Source organism: Micromonospora sp. NPDC049101, assembly GCF_040648675.1.
In the GTDB taxonomy this organism is placed as follows: Bacteria; Actinomycetota; Actinomycetes; order Mycobacteriales; family Micromonosporaceae; genus Micromonospora.
In genome coordinates, this window is the sequence record NZ_JBEZED010000001.1 from 477,661 (window position 1) to 496,650 (window position 18,990).

General features: G+C 72.9%; 14 protein-coding genes. 9 read left to right on the plus strand and 5 right to left on the minus strand.

Annotated elements, in window-relative coordinates:
- Positions 1-36: 36 nt before the first annotated feature.
- Positions 37-501 carry a septum formation initiator gene (locus AB0B57_RS02195; protein WP_357064262.1) on the plus strand — a complete coding sequence of 155 codons (465 nt, stop codon included), beginning with the start codon at positions 37-39 and terminating at the stop codon, positions 499-501.
- Positions 502-910: 409 nt separating this feature from the next.
- On the opposite strand, the gene AB0B57_RS02200 is transcribed toward AB0B57_RS02195, so the two are convergent.
- Both AB0B57_RS02200 and rpsD read right to left on the minus strand, forming a co-directional pair.
- Positions 911-4,840: a ThuA domain-containing protein gene (locus tag AB0B57_RS02200; RefSeq protein WP_357064264.1), complete on the minus strand. Its 3,930-nt coding sequence runs from the start codon at positions 4,838-4,840 to the stop codon at positions 911-913.
- Between the two features lie 239 nt (positions 4,841-5,079).
- Positions 5,080-5,688 carry a 30S ribosomal protein S4 gene (rpsD, locus tag AB0B57_RS02205; RefSeq protein WP_357064267.1) on the minus strand — a complete coding sequence of 203 codons (609 nt, stop codon included), beginning with the start codon at positions 5,686-5,688 and terminating at the stop codon, positions 5,080-5,082.
- A 110-nt stretch (positions 5,689-5,798) separates the two neighbouring features.
- Between rpsD and AB0B57_RS02210 the strand changes: the two genes are divergently transcribed.
- Together AB0B57_RS02210 and AB0B57_RS02215 are read left to right on the plus strand one after the other, a co-directional pair.
- Positions 5,799-6,458 (plus strand): DUF2470 domain-containing protein, encoded by a 660-nt coding sequence (locus AB0B57_RS02210; protein WP_357064500.1) that lies wholly within the window; start codon positions 5,799-5,801, stop codon positions 6,456-6,458.
- Positions 6,459-6,595: 137 nt separating this feature from the next.
- The gene (locus AB0B57_RS02215) at positions 6,596-6,886 is read left to right on the plus strand and encodes a DUF1540 domain-containing protein (RefSeq protein ID WP_357064269.1); all 291 of its coding nucleotides are present in this window, start codon (positions 6,596-6,598) and stop codon (positions 6,884-6,886) included.
- A gap of 51 nt (positions 6,887-6,937) precedes the next feature.
- Here AB0B57_RS02215 and AB0B57_RS02220 read toward each other — a convergent pair whose 3' ends face one another.
- The 3 genes from AB0B57_RS02220 to AB0B57_RS02230 all read right to left on the minus strand — a co-directional run bounded on the left by AB0B57_RS02220 (position 6,938) and on the right by AB0B57_RS02230 (position 11,251).
- On the minus strand, positions 6,938-8,398 hold the full coding sequence (locus tag AB0B57_RS02220; protein ID WP_357064271.1) for a hypothetical protein: 1,461 nt from the start codon (positions 8,396-8,398) through the stop codon (positions 6,938-6,940).
- The gene (locus AB0B57_RS02225; protein ID WP_357064502.1) at positions 8,395-10,248 is read right to left on the minus strand and encodes a dynamin family protein; all 1,854 of its coding nucleotides are present in this window, start codon (positions 10,246-10,248) and stop codon (positions 8,395-8,397) included. The genes AB0B57_RS02220 and AB0B57_RS02225 overlap by 4 nt, the downstream gene beginning before the upstream one ends.
- A gap of 115 nt (positions 10,249-10,363) precedes the next feature.
- The gene (locus tag AB0B57_RS02230; RefSeq protein WP_357064274.1) at positions 10,364-11,251 is read right to left on the minus strand and encodes an IniB N-terminal domain-containing protein; all 888 of its coding nucleotides are present in this window, start codon (positions 11,249-11,251) and stop codon (positions 10,364-10,366) included.
- A gap of 298 nt (positions 11,252-11,549) precedes the next feature.
- Between AB0B57_RS02230 and AB0B57_RS02235 the strand changes: the two genes are divergently transcribed.
- The 6 genes from AB0B57_RS02235 (at position 11,550) to AB0B57_RS02260 (ending at position 18,964) form a co-directional block, all read left to right on the plus strand.
- Positions 11,550-12,806 (plus strand): Hsp70 family protein, encoded by a 1,257-nt coding sequence (locus tag AB0B57_RS02235; RefSeq protein WP_357064276.1) that lies wholly within the window; start codon positions 11,550-11,552, stop codon positions 12,804-12,806.
- Between the two features lie 5 nt (positions 12,807-12,811).
- The gene (locus AB0B57_RS02240) at positions 12,812-15,376 is read left to right on the plus strand and encodes a LuxR C-terminal-related transcriptional regulator (protein WP_357064279.1); all 2,565 of its coding nucleotides are present in this window, start codon (positions 12,812-12,814) and stop codon (positions 15,374-15,376) included.
- A 43-nt stretch (positions 15,377-15,419) separates the two neighbouring features.
- Positions 15,420-17,345, plus strand: a complete 1,926-nt coding sequence (locus tag AB0B57_RS02245; RefSeq protein WP_357064282.1) for a nitrate- and nitrite sensing domain-containing protein — start codon at positions 15,420-15,422, stop codon at positions 17,343-17,345.
- Positions 17,342-17,791, plus strand: coding sequence for a roadblock/LC7 domain-containing protein (locus AB0B57_RS02250; RefSeq protein ID WP_357064285.1), 450 nt, complete (start codon positions 17,342-17,344; stop codon positions 17,789-17,791). The genes AB0B57_RS02245 and AB0B57_RS02250 overlap by 4 nt, the downstream gene beginning before the upstream one ends.
- The gene (locus tag AB0B57_RS02255; RefSeq protein ID WP_357064287.1) at positions 17,769-18,149 is read left to right on the plus strand and encodes a DUF742 domain-containing protein; all 381 of its coding nucleotides are present in this window, start codon (positions 17,769-17,771) and stop codon (positions 18,147-18,149) included. The genes AB0B57_RS02250 and AB0B57_RS02255 overlap by 23 nt, the downstream gene beginning before the upstream one ends.
- 74 nt (positions 18,150-18,223) lie before the next feature.
- A complete protein-coding gene (locus AB0B57_RS02260) occupies positions 18,224-18,964 on the plus strand; it encodes a cellulose binding domain-containing protein (protein ID WP_357064290.1) in 741 nt (246 codons plus the stop codon).
- Positions 18,965-18,990: the final 26 nt, after the last annotated feature.

The following is an 18,990-nucleotide window of genomic DNA, read 5'->3' on the forward strand; positions in this document are numbered from 1 at the left end:
GTGCCGGCAACACCCTGGATCGGGGATAGTCGGGGCATGAGCCGTCGTTCGGTCCTCGTCGCCGCCGGGTGGGTGGCCACGGTCGCCGTGGCCACCCTGATCGGGCTGGGTGCGATCCGGTTAGTCGGGGAGAGCATCACCGGCACTCCGGGCGGAGTACGCAGCGAGGCGGAGATCGAACGGGCGCTCGCCTCGCCGGAGCCGGTGTCCACCGGCACGACGGGCACCGCCGCACCCGGGCCGGGCACGACGAGCCCTGCGCCGAGCGCCAACTCCGGGGCCCGTCGCGGGTTTGCCACCGACGGCGGCACGGCCGTGGCCGAGTGCGGCCCTGACGGTGTACGCCTCGTCTCGTGGGCGCCCGCGCAGGGCTACCGGGTCCGGGACGTGGACCGGGGCCCGGACGACGACGTCGAGGTCACGTTCGCGGGGCCGACCCGCGAGTACGAGTTGAAGGTGCGCTGCATCGGCTCGGAGCCGGTGGCCGTCGCCGACGACTAAGCCGCGCGTCGACGCCTTGCCGCGCGCCGCTCACAACCCAGCGGCCCGTCGAACCACGCGCAGGGCCGCACCATGATCAGGTGATGAGGAGTAGTTCAACGCCGTTGCGTTAGGTGGAACGGCTGTTCGTCGACCAGCACTGCCTCGCCGATCATGGAGTTGTGGTGGGTAACAGAAAGCCCGTAAACCCCCAAAGTCGGCACCACAACTCCATGATCGCCAAGCCGGGCCCAACCCGCTCCCCGATCGGGCACTTCCCGTCCCGGGTTGACCCGCCGGCTACAGCCCTAACGCAACGGTGTTGAGGAGTAGTTGTCAGGCGGCCAGCGTTACTACTGAGCAGCACGTGATCGAGGGGAGTCCGCCCCCACCGCCCAATCCGAGGGTGGGGGCGGACTCAGGTGGTGGTTCAGCTGGTGTACGCCTCCACCTCCCAGAGCGAGTGGCCGTAGCCGGTGCCCCGGGCGGTGCCGTAGATCCGCAGGTAGCGACCGTTGGCGGCGAGCCCGGTGTGCTCGTCCACGCCGCCGTCGGCCCCGGTCACCGTCTTCGCGGTGGTCCAGGTGGTGCCGTCGTTCGAGGTCTGGATCTGGTACGCGCTGCTGTAGGCCGCCTCCCAGCTCAGCTTGACCCGTCCGATCGCGGTGGGGCTGCCGAGGTCCACCCGGATCCACTGCGGGTCGGAGAACGTGCTCGACCAGCGGGTGGTGAGGCTGCCGTCGACCGCCTGGGCACCGGACACGTCGGCGCCCTCGGTGCTGGACGTCGACGTGGGCTTGTTCAGCAGCAGGTTGCCGCCGGTCGGGCTCCCGGTGCCGCCGTACACCTCGAACTCGAACAGTGAGTAGCCCCAGGCGGTGCCCCGGGTGGTGCCGAGCAGCCGGATGTAGCGGCCGGAGCCGGTCAGCCCGGTCAGGTCGTCCACCCCGCCGTCGCCGCCGGTCACCGTCCGGATCGTGGTGAAGGTGACACCGTCCGGTGAGGTCTGGATCTGGTACCCGCTGCCGTACGCCGCCTCCCAGGTCAGCTTGACCCGGTTGATGGCGTACGAGGCACCCAGGTCCACGTCGATCCACTGCGGGTCACCGAACGCGCTGCCCCAGCGGGTGCCGGCCGCCCCGTCGAACGCGTTCGCCGCGGTGAACGCGCCCTCGAAGCTGGACGCGCGGGCCGGCTTGCCGCGCGCCAGGTTGGCACTCGGCTCGGGGTCCGGGTCCGGGCCGGGTCCTCCGGGGCTGCCGGAGAGGGTGAACTCGTCAATGTCGAACCACGGGCCGGTGCCCTTGAAGACCAGGAACAGGGTCCGGGTGCCGGTGGGGGCGGTGACCCCGCCGGTGACCGTGGCGAAATTGGCGTACCCGCCGGTGGGCACGACGGTGGCCGAGCCGACGAGCGGCCCGGTCGGCGAGTCGACCCGCAGTTCGAGGGTGCCGCCCCCGCCGGCCGGTGCGCCGACCCGGGCGCTGAACGACTGGACGCCGGTCAGGTTGTACGGGCGGAACGAGATCCAGTCATTGTTGTCGATGTAGCCGACTGCCGCGCCGCCGTGTCCGGCCGCCCCGGCGACGACCTGGACGCCGGACGAGTCACCGAAGTGCTCGGCCTGACGGACCCGCGGTTGCAGCACGGCCTGGGTGTGCGTGGTCAGCGCCGGTTGGCCGCCGCCGCCCAGGTCGGTGTACTCGGCGTCGATGATGCCGAAGATGTTCGCCGCCGTGTCGTGCTCACCGTCGGCCGAGGTCTGGATGACCCCGGAGCAGCCCTGCGCGCTGCCGAGCTGGTGGCCGTGCGAGTCGTGGCCGAGCACGTAGTTCACCTTCACCCGGGCGCAGCTGATCGCACCGTCCTGGGCGTCGGTGACTGTCACGCTGAACGGCACCGCGTCCCCGAAGCTGAAGGTCTGCCCGTTCAACGGGGTGTTCACGGTGACGACCGGGGCACTGTTGCCGACGGTGACGACAAGGCTCGCGGTGGCCGTCTTGCCGGTGCTGTCCCGGACCGTGAGCGTGGGGCTGCGGGTCCCGTTGGTGGTGTACGTGAAGCTCGGGTTCGCCGCGGTCGAGTCGGTGGTGCCGTTGTTGTCGAAGTCCCAGGCGTAGGTGAACGGGTCACCGTCCGGGTCGAGGGTGCCGGCCGAGGAGAAGGCCACGGTCAGCGGCGCGGTGCCACTGGTCGGGGTGGCGGACACCTTGGCGACGGGCGCGCGGCCCTCGCGGGCGTACTCGATGCGGTAGAGCGCCGAGTTGGCGTCGCCGTTGAACCAGCCGGTGCCGTAGTCGAGCACGTAGAGCGCACCGTCCGGCCCGAACTCCAGGTCCATGACCTGGGTGCCGGTCCACGGGAACGGGTTGATCTTCAGTGGTTGGCCGGACGCGTCGAGCTTGATGTTCTTGATCCAGCGACGACCGAACTCACCGGCGAAGTAGGTCCCGTCGTAGTACTCCGGGAACGCCACGGGCGAGGTGTTGTTCCGGTCGTACCGGTAGACCGGGCCGCCCATCGGCGACAGGCCACCGCCGGTGAACTCCGGCGGCGAGCCGGAGCCGCCGTACGGCAACCAGGCCGGGATGGCCGGCGGCAGTTGGGTGATGCCGGTGTTGTTCGGCGAGTTGTTGACCGGCCCGCCCGCGCAGTTGAACTTCGGCCCGGACGGCCCGGACGGGAAGGTGTAGTCGTTGTAGGCGTCGTTGCGGGCGGTGCAGTACGGCCAGCCGTAGAAGCCGGGCCGGTCGATGCGGGCGAACTCCACGTTGCCCGCGGGCCCCCGGTTCGGGTCGGCGGTGCCCGCGTCGGGGCCGTAGTCACCGAGGTAGACGATGCCGGTGGCCTTGTCCACGCTCATCCGGAACGGGTTGCGGAAGCCCATCGCGTAGACCTCCGGTCGGGTCCGCGCGGTGCCCGGGGCGAACATGTTGCCGGCCGGAATGGTGTAGCCGCCGGCCGCGCTCGGCTTGATCCGGAGCACCTTGCCGCGCAGGTCGTTGCTGTTGGCCGAGGTGCGCTGCGCGTCGAACGCCGGGTTGCGCCCGGTCCGCTCGTCGATCGGGGTGAAGCCGGCCGAGTCGAACGGGTTGGTGTCGTCACCGGTGGACAGGTAGAGGTTGCCCGCCGCGTCGAAGTCCATGTCACCGCCGACGTGGCAGCACATGCCCCGACTGGTGGGCACGTTGAGGACCAGCGTCTCGCTGGCCAGGTTGATGGTGTTGTCCGCGTTCACGGTGAACCGGGCCAGCCGGTTGACGCCGTCCCAGACGGCGAACTGGGCCGGTGTACCCTCGGCGGGCGCACCGCCGCCGGGGGTGCTCAGTGGCGGGGCGAAGTACGCGTACACCCAGCGGTTGGTGGCGAAGTTCGGGTCCGCCTTGATGCCCTGTAGGCCCTCCTCGTCTCCGGTGTAGACCGGCAGGGTGGCGGCGACCTTGGTGTTGCCGGCGGCGTCGGTGTGCCGGATCACGCCGTCGCGGGAGGTGTGCAGCACACCCCGGTCCGGCAGGACGGTGAGGCTCATCGGCTCGCCGGTCTCGGCCGCGCCCCTGGCCAGCTCCACCTGTTGGAAGCTGCTGGTGACGGTGGGGCCGCAGTCGGCGTCGACCGCCCCGGCGGCGGTCTGGATGCCGCCGAGCAGGTGTTGCCGGAAGGCCGCCTCGGTGTACGAGGCGTCGGTGTGCCCGAGGCCCGTGTACCAGGCTCGACCGCCGGAGTAGTTCTGGCACCAGGAGATCGGGTGGTCGGCACCCATGCTCCCGCCGGTGTAGGTGCTCTCGTCCAGCGTGGCCAGCACGTGCGCGGCGCCCCGGGGGTTGGTGCGGTAGTTGTACAGCTCGTCGAACCGGCTCCACCGCTGCGGCAACGTCGCGGTGGACGGGTGCACCTGGTCGGCGACCTTGACGGTGGCGGTCTGCTCGGCCGGGTGCGCGGCGAAGTACGCCCCGACCAGCCCGCCGTACCAGGGCCAGTCGTACTCGGTGTCCGAGGCGGCGTGCACGCCCACGTAGCCGCCCCCGCCGGTGATGTAGCGCTCGAACGCGGCCTGCTGGGCGGCGTTGAGCACGTCGCCGGTGGTGGACAGCCAGATGACCGCGGCGAACCGGTCCAGGTTGGCGTCGGTGAACTGGGCGGCGTCCTCGGTGGCCTCGACGGTGAAGCCGTTGGCGGCGCCGAGCTGCTGGATGGCGGTGATGCCCGGGGTGATGGACCCGTGTCGGAAGCCGGCGGTCTTGCTGAACACCAGCACGGTGAACGGTGCGGCGCTGGCCGTGGGTGGCACGGCGACGATGCCGCCGGCCACGAGGATCGCGCTCAGCGCGACGCCGAACCACGATCTCAGGGATCTGCGCACGATTGTCCTTTCGCGGTGCGAGGACGGCGTGCGCCGATCACGCCTGGCGGTGGAGTGAGGTATGTGCATGCATCGTTGCGGTCGGATCCCGGCGCGTCAAGCACTCTTCCACCATCCGTGAGAGCGCTATCTCCGCAGGTCAGGAGCGACTGCCCGAAGCAAGATCAGATAACCGTTTTCCGGCCCGCGGGTGGGGCCCCGCCGCGCTCGGGCCCCTCCCCACGGCCAGTCGCCGGACGTCAGCGCGAGTAGTACTCGACGACGAGCTGCTCGTCGCAGACGACCGGGACCTCCGACCGCTGCGGCAGGCGGGTCAGTCGCGCCGTCAGGCCCGACAGGCTGACCTCGAGATAGGGGGCCGGACGTTCCGAGGCGTGCGCCCCCGCCGCCGCGACGACGAACGGCGCCTTGCCCCGGCTGCGTTCCGCCACGGCGATGACGTCGCCGGGCCGCAGCCGCGCGGACGGTCGGTCCACGCGCCGGCCGTTCACCGTGACGTGCTGGTGGGTGACGACCTGACGGGCCTGGTAGATGGTGCGGGCGAACCCGGCGCGCAGCACCAGCGCGTCCAACCGGCTCTCCAACTCGACGATCAACTCCTCGCCGGTCTTGCCCGAGCGGCGCACGGCCCGGTCGAACGCGCGCCGAAGCTGGCCCTCGTGCAGGTCGTACTGCGCCTTGAGGCGCTGCTTCTCCAGCAGTCGGACCTTGTAGTCGCTGGTGGTGCGTCGAGCGCGGCCGTGCTGGCCGGGCGGGAACGGTCGGCGTTCGAAGTAGCGCACGCACTTCGGGGTCAGCGCGATGCCCAGAGCGCGGGAACGCCTGACCTTGGGACGGGTCTGATTCATCAGTCACCTCTCAAGTAAGGTAAGGCTAACCTTATTAGGAGATGATCGCCGTGAGCAACCCCTCGACCAGCACGGACACCACCGACGACGCGGGCGTCCGACTCCGCTCGATGCTCGCCGCCGCCGACTCCCTCACCCTGCGCATCCCCGGAATCGAGGCGTACGTCGCCGGACGGCACGTGGTGACCGGCGACGGGCGGCTGCGGATCGACCTACCGGCCGGCTGCCACCTGACCCACCACCTCGGGCAGCAGCGGGAGACAGTGGCGATGGTCGAGGTGACCGACCTGGCGCCCACCCCGGTCCGCAACCGGGTACGCGGGCGCGGCACGCTCACCGGCTGGCTGGCGACCGAGAACGTCCCGACCGACAGTGATCAGGAGCTGGTGACGATCCTCGACCTCGCCACCGCCGAGCTGACCGCCGATGGCCGCACCACCTCCGTCGATCCGGACGCCTTCGTGGCCGCCCGGCCCGACCCACTGGCCACCGCCGAGGCCGACCTGCTGTGCCACCTCGACCACCATCACCCGCAGACCGTCGACCGGCTGTGCCAGCTCATACCTGCCCACCACCTGCAGGGTGTCCGCCAGGTCCGACCGGTCCGCCTGGACCGGCACGGCGTCGTGCTCCGGCTGGAGCTGGCCCGGGGCGACCGGGACGTCCGGCTGCGGTTCGGGGCGCCGGTGCGGCATCCCGACCACCTCGGCGACCAGATCGAGGCGCTGCTCCGCCAGGCGCACGGTTGCCGAAGCCGACGTGCTCGCTGACTGACCGATGCCGATCAGTGTGGTTAGGGAAGGCTCGCCTATGCGAAATCTCCCCGAAAGAGCCAGCTGATGGGGAGTTGTCCCGTCGAAGCCGGGTACTGAGCTTGCCAGGCACACCGACGGAAGCGAGATCGCTGATGACCGACATGCTGGAGATGCCGCGGGTACACGAGTGCACCGTCACCGACTGCGGCTACAACCACGATGGCTGCCACGCGTTCGCCATTACCATCGGGCAGCAGAACGCCACCTGCGCGACGTTCATCGACACCTCGACCAAGGGCGGGTTGGACCGCGTCATCGCCCAGGTCGGCGCCTGCAAGCGCAGCGACTGCCAACACAACGCCGAGTTGGAGTGTCACGCACCGTCCATTCGGGTGGGCCCGGGGCAGGACATCGCCGACTGCCAGACGTACCAACCGCGCTGAGCCCGACGCGGACACCGGTGGGGACGGCCGCCGGGCCGCCCCCACCACGCGTCAGCGACCGCCCGCGACCAACTCGGCGATCATCCCCTCGCAGCTGCGGACGACGACCTGGGCCCCGCGCCGCTGTGCCAGCGGAAGCAGGGAATCCTCGGCCCGGTCCCGCCACCGCCACTGCGCGTCGGCGGCGACCTCCCAGAGCCGCTGCACGGTCGCCTCGTGCTCGACGCCCAGTCGGGCCGCGAGGCCCACCCCGTTGCCCCCGACCAGCCGCTGCGCCTCGGCGGCCAACTCCGCGTCGAAGCCGAGCCGGGTGCTGCGCAGCGCGACAAGCAGGCGTAGCTCCCGGAACTCGTGTGCACCGGCGAGGATCCGCTCGATGGCGCCGGCCAGCTCCGCGGACCCACGGGTGGGCTCGGCCCGCAACAACGTCTCGACCGCGGCCAGCGCGGACCGGGCCTTGAGGGCGTCGGCGCGGTCGATGAAACAGCGGGTCACCGACTCGCGCAGCTCGGTGAGACCGCTGCGCCGAATGAGCTCGGCGGAGAGTTTCACCCGGCTGTCGAACCCGCTGCGCACCAGTGTGGTCGCCAGCCGGACGCCGAAGACGCCGAACCGGTCCAGCAGTGCGGCGCGCACCTCGGTTTCCAGCCGTACCGGCAGCTCACCGTGCAGGAAACGGTCGGCGGAGAGCAGGTGGGCGTCCAACTCCGCCCTGGGCACCTGGGCGATGGCCGCGAGCGCGGCGAAGTCCGACTCGCCGAGCATCCGGCCGGCCAGGCCGAGCATCCCGCTGCACGCCACCACGTTCACGCTGAGCGCACCGACCCGTGGATCGCGGTAGTGCCGACGAGCGAGCTGACGGGCGGTGAGCAGGCCGTCGATCCGGCCTCCGCCGATCTCGTCCGCCCGGGACAGCACCATGATCACATTGACCGGTGCGGTCTGCCCGACCACGCTGTCCCGGCCGGACTCCAGCACCCGCAGGTCACTGTCGCGCGCGTCGCGGGTCAGATACAGCACCGCGTCCGCGTCCCGAAACACCCGCTCCAACACCGGCGCCCGGCCCTGCTCCACGCCGCCGGTGACCGCCGGGGTGTCGATAAGCGTGACCTGCCGCAGCGCCCGCGTCGGCCACCGCACCACGATGTCGCGGACGTCCCCCGCGCCCCAGCCGAGATCCACCCGCAGGCCGGTCGCCGACTTGACCACCGTCAACTCCTGCGGCGGCTGACCGGCCGGATAGGCGGTCGCGCGGGGCTCGGCGCCGTCCTCGTACCAGGTGAACGCCCCGTCTGCCCTCTCGACCGGCGCGACCTCCTCCCCCATCAGCGCGTTGAGCACCGTCGACTTGCCCGATCGCCACGGGCCGGCAACCGCGATCCGCAGCGGTTGCTCCAGACGGGCGACCTGGTGTCGCAACTGCCCGACGGCCCGGGGGTTGTCCTGGTAGAGGTCGATGGCCTGGTGCAGCAACCCCCAGGCCGCCTCGTCGAGGCGCTGCCCCACCGTCATGCCTGCGGCTCCAACCGCAGCGGCGCGGAACGCGTGCCCGTCAACTGCTGGGCCTGCTCGTGGAGTGCGGCCAACCGGGTCATCTTCAGCCGGATCTCGCGCTGCCGCTGCTCGCGCAGCGAGGCATCGGTGTCCGCCTCCTGCTTGGCGCTGCGGAACGACTGGACGATCGCCTCCTGAAGCTCCTCGGTCAGGCCCGTGAAGTGGTCCCGCAGCATCCGCTGCACCTGCCGGGCGGCGTCGCGGCAGTCGCGGATCATCCGGACGAAGAAGTCGTCGACATGTCGCTGGATGGCCGTCTTGACTGTCGCCTGCCGGCGACGGAGCAACTGCTTGCTCTCGTCGCGGATGCTCTTGCCGCCGAACAGCGCCCCGATCCCCACCGAGACCGGGTTGATCATCGGCATGCCGGCCAGGGTGGTCGCCAGACCGAACATCAGCATCCCGCCGTAGGAGCCCTTCATGCCGGTGAACAGCTTCTGGCTCGCGGTGAACCTGTCGATCGTCGGCATCTGCAACTCGGGCAGCCGCTCCCCGAGGTCCTCCGGCATCGTCATCGACCAGGGCGGCAGCACGTCGTAGCCGTACCTGTTGAAGTTGGCGGCCACCCGGCGGGCGATCCAGTCGCAGCGCTGGACCAGCCACTCGTGGTTGGCCTCCGCGGCCTCCACCAGGCTCCGCTCCAGCCAGTCCTGGAAGGTGTCCCAGGCGACGAGCGGATCGGCGGTGTCGAACGCCTCGTCGACCGTCCGCAGGATCTGTCGGGTCCGGTCGCGCAGGTCGTACTCGATGTCGGACAGCAGGTCGCCGATCTCGTCGTTCAGCGTGTTCTGCCACCGGGTGGAGCACCGGCGCAGCTCGTCGACCTCACGCTGCGCGGCGTGCAGCCGGGAGATCGGCCCGGACTGCTCCTCGGCCTCCTGGGTCGCCAGCTCGGCGCGCAGCGGCGCGGCCAACTGCTCCACCACCGTCCGAGCCACCGTCTGCACCGAGGCCCTGGCCAGGTGGTCGGCCTTGCCGGCCAGGTCCCGCTGTAGTCGGGCGATCAGCGCGGGGAAGCCGGACTCGGCGTTGAGGCCCCGGTCGTCGGCACCGGCGGCGCGCAGGCGCAGCGTCGCCGAAACCGGGATCAGCGTCGCCGGGATGCCGGCTTCGGCCAGGTGCTGCCGGTTGCGCTCGGCGACCGCGCGCCAGTCCGCCACCAGATCCGTCTTGCTCTGCACCACCACCACGTTGGGGTGCGAGCGCACCACGTGCAGCAGCATGTTGAGTTCGGCGACCGACAGGTCCCGGGTGGAGTCGGAGACCAGCAGCACGGTGTCGGCGCGGGCGGGAGCGGCGACCGAGGCGGCGCCACCGATGCCGGCGACCTCGTCGGTGCCGGGAGTGTCCACCAGCACCAGCCCGGCGCCGAGCAGGGCGCGGGGCACCCCGATCTCGACGTACGCGGGACCGCCGCCCGGCTGTCGTCCGACCATGCCGGCCACGCTCTGGGCGACCTGGTCGAGCGCCACCGGGGTCCGCTCGACGGCCACCGCGAGCGCGGTGCCGGCGGGACCGCCGCGGGCCGGTGGCGCCTGCGCGACCGCGGCGGACGGGGCCTCGGCATGCTGCACCACCGTCGGGAGGACTGTCGTGCGGCCGTCGCCGACCGGGCAGGCCGGGGCGTTGATGATCGCGTTGATCAACTGACTCTTGCCCTGGTTCGGTTCACCGATGACCAGGACGCGCAGCGTCGGGTCCAGCAGTTGGGCACGCTTCTGCCGGACCGTCTGGAGCAGGTCGCCACGACCGTGTGCACTGCACGTGCGGGCGATGTCGTCCAGCACGTCCAACCAGATCCCGGCCATCACCGCACCAAGTGTGCGGATTTCGGCTCAATTATCAAGAGGTTCCGGAACTGGAACCGGAGAGGGCCGGATCGCCCGAGACGATCCGACCCTCCGCTCCGACCGGAGAACCAGGTCAGAGCAGGCCGCCGGTGAGACCCAGCAGCCCGTGATCGGACGAGGCGTGCGAGTCGCCGCCGAGCACACCATCGGTGGCCCCGCCGGTCACGTCACCGACCGTGCCGGTGACACCGGGGAGGAGGCTGTCCACCTGGTGCGTCACGCCGCCCACCGTCGACTGCACGTCGAGCGGCGGGACCACACCGCCGACGACACCGTCGCCGTGCCCGAGGCCCAGCCCACCAAGGGTGTCGTCGACACCGAGGGAGCTGACGACCCCGCCGATCTGGCCGTGGGCGCCGGGGAGGACGCCACCGACCAGGTCGCCGCCGATCAGGTTCGGGTCGGTGCCACCGAGCAGACCGCTCGCGTCACCGACGGTGCCGGTGACGTCGCCGACCACCGGGTCCGCGATCGCGTCCACCGGCTGCACCACGTCGGCGTCCAGGGTGTACGCCACATCGGAGACGCCGGCGAAGTCGGTGTCGAGGCCGGACGGACCGACGCCCAGGCCGATCCCCGGCAGCACGGTGACCCCGGCGGCGGCCGTCGACGAGTCCACCGCGATGGCGCCGAGCACGCCGGCCTTGATGTCCACGCCGGTGGGGGAACTCGTCACGCTGATCTGCTGCGCCACGCTCTGCAACTGACCCACCACATCTGTGGCGTCGGTGAGCAGCGGGTCCAGCCCGAGCTGCCCGACCGGCGAGGCCAACGGCGCGAGGCCCGCCCCCGGCGCGTAGTCGACGACCAGCGGCACGACGTCCTGCACGTCCGCCGCGGTGATGTCGGTGAGCCCCGCGCCCCGCAGCGCACCCTCGGGGTCGAGGTCGAAGGCCGACCGCGCGTCGGGGTTCGTCAGCAGGTCGAGCACGAAGTCGTGGAGGGTCTGGTGCGAGTCCATGTGCCGGGTTCTCCTCGGATGTGGCGTCGGCGGGTGTCGTACGTCGACAGTGACGCTAGGGCCGGGGGCGCACCCCGGGCATCGGGGCTCAGCCCGCATCCGGCCCGGTTGAACTAGGGACTCCGCCACCTCGTACGTTAGGGGGACAGGGGGAAACCGTCCCGGCGAGATTAGGGTCCCGACCAGGGGCTGATCTCTGGTACGAACGTAGGAGCCCGCGGGGTTCGCCGGGGGTGGGTCGTCGAGAGCACCGACACCATCGCCACCGACCGGCCAACTCACGGGGGGAGAAGAGACGATGGCGTACGTCCTGGGGATAGACATCGGGAGCACCAACACCGCCGCCACGGTCGCACGGCGAAACGGCGCGAGGTGGACCCGCCCCGAGGCGGTCCCGCTGCACGTCGACTCCCCTGTCGTACCGTCGGTGCTGTGCCTGTCCGAGGACGGCTCGCTGCACGTCGGCGAGCCCGCGACCGACGACGGCAGCCGCACCACCCGGGACTTCGTCCACCGGATCGGTGACGACGTGCCGCTGCTGCTGGGTGGCGAGGCGTGCACACCGCAGACGCTGACCGCGGAGCTCGCGGCGTGGGTGGTGGACCGGGTGCACGCCCTGGAGGGCGGCCCGGCCGAGGCCGTCGTGCTGAGCCACCCGGCGGGGTGGCGCCCCTACCGGCGAGAGGTGCTGCACCGGGCCCTGTCGGCGTTCGGCCTGCGGCACGTGACGTTGCTGCCGCGCACGGTCACGGTGGCCGAGAGCCATGCCGCCCGCGGGTTCGCGGGCACTACTGCCGTCGTCTACGCCCTGGGGGGCAACAGCTTCGAGGCCGCCCTGGTGCGTCGCACCGCCCACGGCACGTACGAGACGTTCGGCACGCCGCAGGGTCTCGACTCGGTTGGCGGCGCCGACTTCGACGAGGCCCTGTCCGGGCACACCCGTGCGGTGCTGGCCCGGGAGTTGGCCAGCACCGCCCGTCGCGGCACCCAGGCCGCGCTGCGCGGGTTGCGTGCGGAGTGTGACCGGGTCAAGCGGGTGCTGACCGTCGACCTGGCGGCCGACGTGGTGTTGGCCCTGCCGGCCGGCCCGGCACGGATCCCGGTGACCCGGGTGCAGTTCGAGCACATGATCCGCCCGCTGGTGCAGGCCACCGTCGACCTGCTGCTGCGGGCCGTGCGCAGCGCCGACCTGACGCCGGCGCAGCTCGACGGCGTCCTGCTGGCGGGAGGTTCGACCCGCGTTCCGCTCGTCACCGAGCTGATCAGCGCGGCCCTGCCGGTGCCGGTCGAGGTCGAACCGGACTCGCAACTGACCGCCGCCGCCGGGGCGGCACTGGCCGCCGTCCAGGTGGTGTCGCCGCGCCCGCGCCCGCCGGCACCGGCCCGCGACCCGGTACGCGGCACCGGTCGGGCCACCATCCCGGCACCGCACCGCCCCCACCACGACACCGTCCCGGGCGATCCGCCACCGCGGCCCCCGGTCCGGGTCCTCCCACTGGATCTGCCGAAACCGTCCCGCCTGGCGCTGGCCCGCGGCCGGGGACGCGAAGGATGACCCCAATGATCATGAACGACATCGCCGCACCTGGGCTGACCCTGGACAAGGGGCCACAGGCCCTGCTGGACAGGGTCACGCAGGACCCGACCGGCCCACTGGCCGTCGGCATCGCCGGCCCCGGCGGTCACGGAAAGACCGCGCTGCTCGCCGAGCTGGCGCGGATCCACAAGCGGGCCGGGAGCACCGTCCACACGGGCGCCCCGGAGCCCGGCGCGCCTGTCGACCCGGACGCGCTGGTGCTCGTCGACGACGCGCACCAGCTCGACGACGCACGGGTCGAGGTGCTCCTGGGTCTGCTCGCCACCCACCGGCACCGCCTGGTGGTCGCCCATCGCCCGTGGCCCCGGTCGGCGGCGCTCAGCGAGCTTGTCGACGCCCTCCGACGGGACGGGCAGGCCGTGCTCCTCACGCCGTTCACCCGGGAGCAGACCGCCAGCTACCTCGCCGCCGCGCCGGAGTTGGGCCGCCGCGACGACCTGGTCGACTTCGTCCACACGCAGACCGCCGGCGTCCCCCGGGACGTCGAACGGCTGGTCCGCGGCCTGGCCGGCGCGGAGCCCCAGACCGGCACGGTGGTCCACCCGCCCCGGTCCGTCCTCGCGGAGTTCGGTCCGGACCTGGACGTGCAGCCCACCGCCGTCCGGCGGCTGCTGCTCGCCGTCGCGGCCGGCGGGGCGCTGCCGGCGAGCATGCTCACCGCGCTCCTGGGCGGGGACCCGGCGGCAGTGGACGAGGTGATCGCGACGACCCGGGCGGCCGGGCTGCTCGGCGCCGACGGCCGGCTCACGCCGATCGTCCGACGGGCCGTCACGACCCTCAGCCCCACCACCGACCGGAGCGCGGTCTGGCGCCGGCTCACCGAGTTGCAGCTCGCGCGGGGCGGCGCGGTGCTGCCGCTGGTCCGTTCCCTGCTCGCGGTCGGCGCGCTCGGCGACTGCCCGGCCCCGACACTGGCCGCCGCGGCGGGTGAGGCCCTGGCCGACGAGCCGGCGTTCGCCGCCGAGCTGTTCGCCGCCGCCACCGCCGCCGGGCAGCCGGCCAGCGCCCGACAGGCGCTCGCCGCCGCGCTCGCCGGCAACCTCGACGACGCCCTGCGGCTGGCGGACCGACTGCTGGCCACCGCCGCCCCGCCCGACCGCTCCGAGGCGGCAGTGGTGGCCGCGACCGCCCTGGCGCACCGTGGTCACATCGGCCGCAGCGTGGAGCTGTACCGGTGGTCGGGCACCGCCTCGGCGCTGGCCTTCGCCATCGTCGGCGGGCTCGCCACCGGAAACCCGGACGCCGCCGCCGGTTCGCCGGCCAGCGACCCGGCGGGCGAACCGCCGACCCTGCACGCCAGCGCCGCCCGACTGATGGCCGACGGGGTACGCGAGAGCGTGAGCGGCCCGCCGACCGTCGCCCTCTCCACCCTCGTGCAGGCCGCCGCACTCCTCGAACCGGACGGCCGGGCGGCCCTGCTACCGGACAGCCCGGCGGCGCTCGCCGCGCTGACGGCGGTGCACTGCGGTGAGCTGGAGATCGCCGAGCAGGTGCTGCACCGGGCCCTGGGTGCCGGTGTCGGTGGCCCGCTGCTGGCTCGCCGGCACCGGCTGTTGCAGGCCTGGATCCTGATGGTGCGGGGCGAGACGCGGGCCGCGACCGAGCACCTCGCCGCGGTGACGCTCGACGGGCGGCAGTTGGAGTCACGCGACCTGCTCTTCGCCGCCGCGATCCGGATGGGTGTGGGCCGCCGCAACAGCGACATCGGGGCACTCAAGCGTGGCTGGGGGCAGGCGCTGGAGGCGGTGGTCCGGCACCCCGTCGACCTGTTCACGCTCCTGCCGCTGGGTGAGCTGGCCATCGCCGGCGCGCGCCTCGGTGACCTGGCCCGACTCGAACCGTACCTGAGGGAGGCACGGGCCCTGCTCGGCCGCCTCGACAACCCACCACTGTGGAGTGTGCCGCTGCACTGGAGCGGCCTGCACGCCGCGATCCTCACCGGCGCGCCGGCCGTCGCCGACGACCACGTGGCGGCTCTGCTGGCCGCGGCCGACCACAGCCGGTACGCCGCAGTGGTCGCCGCCGCCGCCGAGTGCTGGGTGGAGGTGCTCCGGGGCGTCGTCGACCCGGCCCGGGTGGAGGCCGCCGCCCGCGCGCTGCACGACACCGGGCTGTGCTGGGACGGTGCTCGACTCGCCGGCCAGGCCGCCATCCGCACCGCGGACCGACGGGCCATGACCAGCCTGCTGGAGTGCGCCCGGGCGTTGCAGGGGCGACCACCCGGCGGCCACGGGGAGCAGACACCGACGAGCACCGAGAGCGCCGCACGGGTCGCCGGACCCACCCAGCAGGGGCTCAGCGACCGGGAGTACGAGGTCGCCGAGCTGGTCCTGGCCGGGCTGACCTACCGCGAGATCGGCGACCGACTCTTCATCTCGGCCAAGACCGTGGAGCACCACGTCGCGCGGATGCGCAACCGGCTGAACTGCGCCAACCGCGCCGAGTTGCTGGCCCTGCTGCGCACCCTCGTCGCCGACCGGGCCAGCGACACGGCCGGGCAACCGTGGCCGCAGCGGACGACGCGATGAGGGGCCCACGCGGCGGACGTTCCCGCACCGAGCGGAGCGGGGCGTGACGCGGGACGAGGTCCGGCTGCTGCGGACCAGGCTTGTCGTACTGGCCGCCGTGCTTGTCACGCTCTGGTCGTACACGGCCTACCTGACCAGCCAGGACGCCATCGACCTGCTGCGCGTGCGGGCTCTGGCGGACACGCTGGGCCAGCCCGTCGACCGGCTGATCCTCAGCCTGCAGACCGAGCGCCGGGCCAGTGCCGAGACGATCGCCGGGGCCGGGTCGACGCCGACCCCGCTGGGCGGGGCGCGCGCGGGCACCAACCGGGCCGCCGCCGAGCTCCGCGAGTTCACCGAGGGCCACGACATCCGGCTGCTCAGCGCGGGCGAGGTGCGCGACCGGGCCGACGAGTTGGTCCGCCGGCTCGACGGCCTGAGCACGATCCGGTCCCAGCTGGACGCCGGGCAACTCGACCAGGCCGCGGCCATCGACGGGTACGACCAGGTCATCGACGTCGCCTTCCGGGTGTACGGCCCGGAGTGGGGCGCGTACGAGAGCGCGCTGGCCGCCGACACCCGTGCGGTGATCGCGCTGGCCCGCGCCCGGGAGTTGCTGGCGCGGGAGGACACCCTGGTCAGCGCGGCCCTGACGGCGGGGCGGCTCGGTGTCGATGATCGACGCCGACTGACCGCGCTCGTCGACAACCAGCGGTTCGCGCGCGCCGAGGCGGCGGCCGGGCTGCCCGCCGACGGCCCCGGTGCGCACCAGCGGATCGCCACCGGCCCCGAGTTCGCGGGGCTGATCGCCCTGGAGGACCGGCTGGTGCGGGCGGACACCGCCAACGCCCTGGCCGGGATCACCATCCCGGGCTGGCGGGCCGCCGCGGACACCGCCCTCGGCGCACTGCAGGCACTGGTGACGAGCACCGCCCGCAGCAGCGTCGAGCGGGCCACGCCGGGTGCCGCGGTGCTCGTCGCGCGTACCGGCGCGGTGGTGGGGTTGGGCCTCATCGTCGTGCTCGTGCTCCTGTCGAGCTGGGTGCGCACCGTCCGACGGCTGGCCGACGAGCTGACCCGGCCGGTCGTGCACCCGCCGGCCCCGCCCCCGGAGGTCGTGGCACCGCCCACCGGCCCCGACCGGGAGCTGTTCCTGCGGGTCACCCGACGCAACCAGGTCCTGCTGCGCGACCAGCTCAACCTGCTGGACGGGATGCAGCGCCGGGAGCGGTCCGCCGAGGAGAGCACCGAGCTGTTCCAACTCGACCACCTGACCACCCGGGTCCGCCGCAACGTGGAGAAGCTGATCGCCCTGGCCGGCGCGACGCCCGCGCGCCGCTGGCGGCGCTCGGTGCCGCTGCTCGACGTCGCCCGCGGTGCCGTCGCCGAGGTGCCGGACTACCACCGGGTCCTGATCGCGCCGCACTGGCCGTGGTCGCTGGCGGGCCCGGCCGTCACGGACGTCGTCCACCTGCTGGCGGAGCTGATCGAGAACGCCCTCGCCTTCTCGCCGGCGGACAGCACCGTCCGGGTCAGCGGCGAGCACCGACCGCAGGGGTGCGCCGTCCTGGTCGTCGACGACGGGCCCGGCCTGGACGTCACCGCACTGGCCGACGCCAACCACCTGCTCGGCGACCCGCCGGCCACCCCACCCGCGGGCCCCACCGGCCTGTACACCGTCGCCGTGCTGGCCGAGCGTTGTGGGGCGCACGTCTCACTGCGTCCCAGCCGGCGCGGTGGGACGGCGGCGATCGTGCTCCTGCCGGCCCGACTTGTCACGGTCGGCGACACCGTCCGGCGCACGTCCACCGCGCCACCCGCCACCCCGTACCCGCCGGCGCACAACGGCACCGGCCCGCCCGAGCCCAACGGCGACGGCGCGCTGCCGACGCGGGTCCGCCAGAGCGGGCCCACCGGCCCCGAACACGGCAGGGCCAGCCTCGACACTGTCGAGATGCCGGTCGCCAGAGCAGCGAGGAGACACCCATGACCCCTGCAGTGGTCACCGACGACGGCCTGACCGGTGCCCTGGACCGCCTGGTCGACCGAGTGCCCGGCGCGGAGTTCGCCGTCGTGCTCTCCCCGGACGGGCTGGCGCTCGGCGGCTCCCGACGGGTGGAGGGCAAGCTGGCCGAGCAGATCTCCGGCGTGGTCGCCGGTCTGATCGCGTTGGGGCTGGCCGCCACCCGCACCTGCGACGCGGGCGCTCTGCGTCAGGTCGTGGTGCAGATGGCGCGGACGTTCCTGTTCGTCGCCACCATCCCGAACGGGACCATCCTCACCGTGCGGATCGCCGGTGACGACGTCATGGTCGGCGACATGGCGTACGAGGTGGCGCTCTTCGTGGGGCAGGCCGAGCGGCACCTGCCGATCACACTGGGGCCGGCCTCCTCGGCGACGATCGGGGACACTGGTGCACAGCACCGGCACCGCTGACGAGGCGTGGTACGACGACGACGCGGGCCCGGTCGCCCGGCCGTACACGATGACCGGCGGGCGGACCTCGCCCGCGCACGGTCAGTTCGACCTGATCTCACTTGTCGTCGCCCGGCGGGCCGGCACGCCGTCCACACCGCTCTTCCCCGAACAGGCGCGGATCATCGAGCTGTGTCACCATCCGGTGTCGGTCGCGGAGGTCGGCGCCGAGTTGGACCTCCCACTGGGGACCGTCCGGGTGCTGCTCGGCGACCTGCTCGCGGCCGGGCTGATCGAGACGCACGACCCGCCGATGTTGTCGGAGCTGCCGACCGAGGATCTGCTCGAGGCGATACTCGTCGGGCTCCGCGACCTGTGACCGCTCGGCTGCCCCGCGCGACCGGGACGGGTCGCGGGCGGGCATCCGGCGACGAAATGAAGGAGAGACAGGCAGTGCCGGCAACACCACCCCAGCCACGCCGTACCGTGGCGATCATCCTGCTGGACCGGCTGGTGGCCCTCGCCACGGCTGCCCGGCGGGTGCTCACCGGTCGGGACGACGCCTCGCGGGCCACCTGGCTGGCCGTGATCGCGGCGCTCGGGGTGCTGGTCGTGACGGCCGTCCTCGTCGCCGGGGTGCTGCGTACGCCGCAGAAGCTGACACCTGTGACGCTCGACCCGCCACTGTCGGTGGACCAGGTGGGCACGCCCCCGGCCGGCACGCCCCGGGCGCAGGCGCGACCGGCGGCCACCAGCGCGGCGGTGCCCGCTCCCCCGCCAGCCGCCTCGGCCACCGCGGTCCCACCGACCGTCGGGGCGTCGACCAGGCCCGCGCCGACCGGTTCGACCGCGACGGCCACGTCGGCCGCCCTGGTCGCCGACTTCGCCATCGAGGACAACGCGCTGCTCAGTTTTGGCGCGGCGGTGACGATCAGCAACCCCGGGTCGGCACCGACGCCGCAGTGGACGTTGGTGGTCACCCTGCCCCGGGAGTCGCTGCGCGTCAGCGCGGTGCAGGGCGCACGGGCCACCCGCGACGGTGCGGTGTGGACGTTCGTGCCGGACGGCACGGCGGGCCAGGTGCCGGGCAGCGCGTCGGTCCGGGTGACGTTCCGGGTCAACGGCTCGCCCGCCGGTGCCACCCCCGAGGCGTGCACCATCGACGGAGCCGCCTGCACCGGCCTGTCGAACTGACAGTCGGTGGACGGGCAGGGGCGGCC